The following is a 3,323-nucleotide window of genomic DNA, read 5'->3' as shown; positions in this document are numbered from 1 at the left end:
CCGCCGTAGCAGAAGAACAACCCGAACAGCAGGTGGGTCTGCAGCTGGATCATCGGCAGCGACGCCACCACCGCGATGCCGGCAGCGGCCAGGCTCAGCGCGACCAGCCCACTGCGGCGGTCGTGGCCGTTGCTGATATGGCCCAGCGGCCACTGCAGCAGCGCGCCGCCGAGGATCGCAGTCAGCATGAACAGCGCCACGCCATTGCCATCCAGGCCGACCGCGCCGGCATACACCGGCAGCAGGCCCCAGAAGGCGCCCATCGCCAGCCCGGACAGGCCCGCGGCCACGGTGGCGACCGGCGCCATCGCATACAGCCGGCCCAGGGTGAGCCGCGATACCACCGGCACGTCCGGCTGACGCAGGCGTGTTGCGGTGACCGGCAACACCGCCGCGCAGATCAGGATCGCGGTCAGCATGAACATTGCCATCGCGCTGGCATCGCCCAGCATCAGCAGCACCTGGCCCAGTGCCAGCGCAGAAAGATTGACCACCATGTACAGCGAGAACGCGCGGCTGCGCCGGGCCGGATCGGGCTCGGCGTTGAGCCAGCTCTCGATCACCGTATACAGCCCGACCAGCGCGATGCCGGTGGCGATGCGCAGCACGCCCCAGGCGACGGGGTGCAGCCACAGCGGATGCAGCAGTACGGCGATCGCCGCGAGCGCGGCGAAAAAGGCGAATGCACGGATATGCCCGATGCGGCCGATCAGCGAGGGCGCGAAAAAGGTACCGATGAAAAAGCCGGCGAAATACCCGGACATCACCAGCCCCAGCGTACCGGCACCGAAGCCGGCCTGGCCGCCGCGGACCGCCAGCAGGGTGCCCAGAAGCCCGCTGCCGGTGAGCAGCAGCGCGACACCGGTGAGCAGGGCGGTCAGCCGCAACATGCGCGCGGCCTGGGTGGGAAGGCAATAAACAACACCTGATCTACCGTAGCACAGCCACGATGAAGCCCCGGTGGCAGCCACGCCGATGCGTTTGCACTGCCTGTGCATGCAGGCTAGGGTAGGGCGATGAATGTTCCCAACGTTGTTGCACCGCTCGCCATTGCGTTGTTGCTTGCCGCCTGCGGTGGGCGGCAGGACAGCGTGGCTCACGACGTGGCCAATGCACCGGCCGACGCGTTCCTTGCCGCAGTGGCGGCCCATTGCGGCAAGGCGTACGAAGGCAAGGTGATTGCCAACGAACCGCGCACCGACGCACCCGATCCGTTCGACGGCAAGCGCTTGGTGATGCATGTGCGCGGGTGCGAGGATCCTGCACACGGGCTGCGCATTCCGTTCCATGTCGGCGACGATCACTCACGTACCTGGGTGATCAGCCGCACCGAGACCGGCCTGCGCCTGAAGCACGATCATCGCCACCAGGACGGCAGCCCCGATGCGGTGACGATGTACGGCGGCGACAGCAAGCCACCGGGTACCGCGCAGCGCCAGAGCTTCCCGGTGGATGCCGATTCGGTGGCGATGTTCCGCACCGCCGACATGCTGCCGTCCGTGCACAACACCTGGGCGATGGACATCGAACCGGACCAGCGCTTCATCTATGAACTGACCCGCCCGGGCGGTCGCCGCTTCCAGGTCGAATTCGACCTGAGCAAGCCGGTCGCGCTACCGCCCGCGCCATGGGGCAGCCCGGCCCCGTAGAGCGGGGCTCTGCCCCGCTGCTGTTCGTAGAGCGGGGCTCTGCCCCGCTGCCCTTCGTAACGCGGGGCTCTGCCCCCGCTGCTGTTTGCCTGCCACGGGGTTCATGAGGTTGCCGGCCAGCGGCCGGCACTACCCGTATCTGGTTCATCAGGTTGCCGGCCAGCGGCCGGCACCCCGCGTCTCCCGGCGGTTACCGCACCCCGAACCGGGCACGGCAGCCGTTGCTGACCCACAGGCTGCTGTTGCCATAGCCCCAGCTGCGGCCTTCCACGCAGGCGCTGCCGGACAGCTGCTGCTGCAATACCGGGCGGCCCTGGCGGGCCTCCCAGGCGCAGGTTTCCCGACGATTGCTGTTGCTGCTGCAGGTCACGCTGTAATTGGCGTTGCCGCCGCCATTGCCGCCGCCCCAGCCGCCCCGGGCCTCGGCGAACTCGCCCCGGCAGCCGCGGTTGACCCACACCGCGCCATTGCGCACGCCCCAGGTCTGGCCTTCCACGCAGGCCGAGCCGGAAATCTGCCGGACCAGGGTGGCGTTGCGCCAGCCGGTGTTGCAGCTGCGCTCGCGGTTGTCCTGGCTCTCGCAGCGGATGGTGCCGCCGGTGCTGCCGCCGCCACCGCCCCAGTTGCCGCCGTTGCCGCGTCCTTCGACGAACTCGGCGCGGCAGCCGCCGGTGACCCACACCGTGCCGTTGCGCGAGCCCCAGGTGCGCCCTTCCTGGCAGGCCGAGCCGGAAATCTGCCGCGACAGCTGGGCACTGCGCCAGCCGGTGTTGCAGACCCGCTCGCGGTTGTTCTGGCTCTCGCAGCGCACCGTGCCGCCGTTGTTGCCCCCGCCGCCGCCGTTCCAGCCGCCGCCGCCGCTGCCGCGCAACGAGGTGGCGATGTCCTGCTTGATCCGCGAGAAGCCCCAGCCCGAATTGACCTGGGCCAGGTAGAAGCGCAGCTGGTCGTCGGGAATGCGGCGGCCATTGGACTGGTCGGCATACTCCTGGGTGATCACCCGCGAGCGGTCGCTGGAGGACAGCTGCGACAGGTTCTCGGGGGCATAGGCGCGGGTGCTCATCTGGGCCTGGGCGGCCGGGGCGCTACAGCCCAGTGCCAGGGCCAGGCAGACAACGGTGAGGCGACGGTTCATGGCGACATCCCCTTGCGGTCGTTGGTGCGCGGACTATAGGAACGGGCCGGGTTCACGCCGCGTGATGCCCGCCGGGCGGGCCACAGGCCCCGGCCGGGCAGGGGCGGGCAACGGCCCATTTGCCCCGGCGCAGGCTACGCCGCAGAATAAAGGGCTGTCCGGCGCAACCTGGTGCCGGCATTCTCCTGCGGAGCTTTACCCCCATGCGTACCCACTTCTGTGGCCTGGTCGATGAGACCCTGATTGGCCAAACCGTTACCCTCGCCGGCTGGACCGACGTTGCCCGCAACCAGGGCGGCGTGTGCTTCATCGATCTTCGCGATCATGAAGGCATCGTGCAGGTGACGGTGGAAGTCGACAACGCGGCCGTGTTCGCCGTGGCCGCCAGCCTGGGCTACGAGGACGTGCTGCAGGTGGAAGGCGTGGTGCGTGCGCGCCATGCGGTGAACGACAAGATCCGCACCGGCAAGGTGGAAGTGATCGCCACGGCCATCACCGTGCTCAACAAGGCCGAGCCGCTGCCGTTCCACGCCCACGAG

At 69.0% G+C, this 3,323-nt stretch carries 4 protein-coding genes; 2 read left to right on the top strand and 2 right to left on the bottom strand.

The features are described 5' to 3' along the window. Window positions 1-890, bottom strand: an 890-nt coding sequence (locus tag DBR34_RS16870; RefSeq protein ID WP_258224044.1) for an MFS transporter, incomplete at its 3' end; no start/stop codon positions are given. A gap of 126 nt (window positions 891-1,016) precedes the next feature. Between DBR34_RS16870 and DBR34_RS16865 the strand changes: the two genes are divergently transcribed. After that, window positions 1,017-1,649: a hypothetical protein gene (locus DBR34_RS16865; RefSeq protein WP_128097649.1), complete on the top strand. Its 633-nt coding sequence runs from the start codon at window positions 1,017-1,019 to the stop codon at window positions 1,647-1,649. A gap of 190 nt (window positions 1,650-1,839) precedes the next feature. Here DBR34_RS16865 and DBR34_RS16860 read toward each other — a convergent pair whose 3' ends face one another. Beyond that, a complete protein-coding gene (locus DBR34_RS16860) occupies window positions 1,840-2,784 on the bottom strand; it encodes a DUF3011 domain-containing protein (RefSeq protein ID WP_258224041.1) in 945 nt (314 codons plus the stop codon). 203 nt (window positions 2,785-2,987) lie between these two features. Between DBR34_RS16860 and DBR34_RS23615 the strand changes: the two genes are divergently transcribed. Continuing rightward, window positions 2,988-3,323: OB-fold nucleic acid binding domain-containing protein (locus tag DBR34_RS23615; RefSeq protein WP_258224040.1), on the top strand; the 336-nt coding region annotated here is incomplete at its 3' end.

Source organism: Stenotrophomonas sp. HMWF003, assembly GCF_003061285.1.
Classification (GTDB): domain Bacteria; phylum Pseudomonadota; class Gammaproteobacteria; order Xanthomonadales; family Xanthomonadaceae; genus Stenotrophomonas; species Stenotrophomonas maltophilia_AP.
Note: the sequence above shows the minus strand (reverse complement) of the source record. Positions and strands in the feature narration are given on the sequence as shown.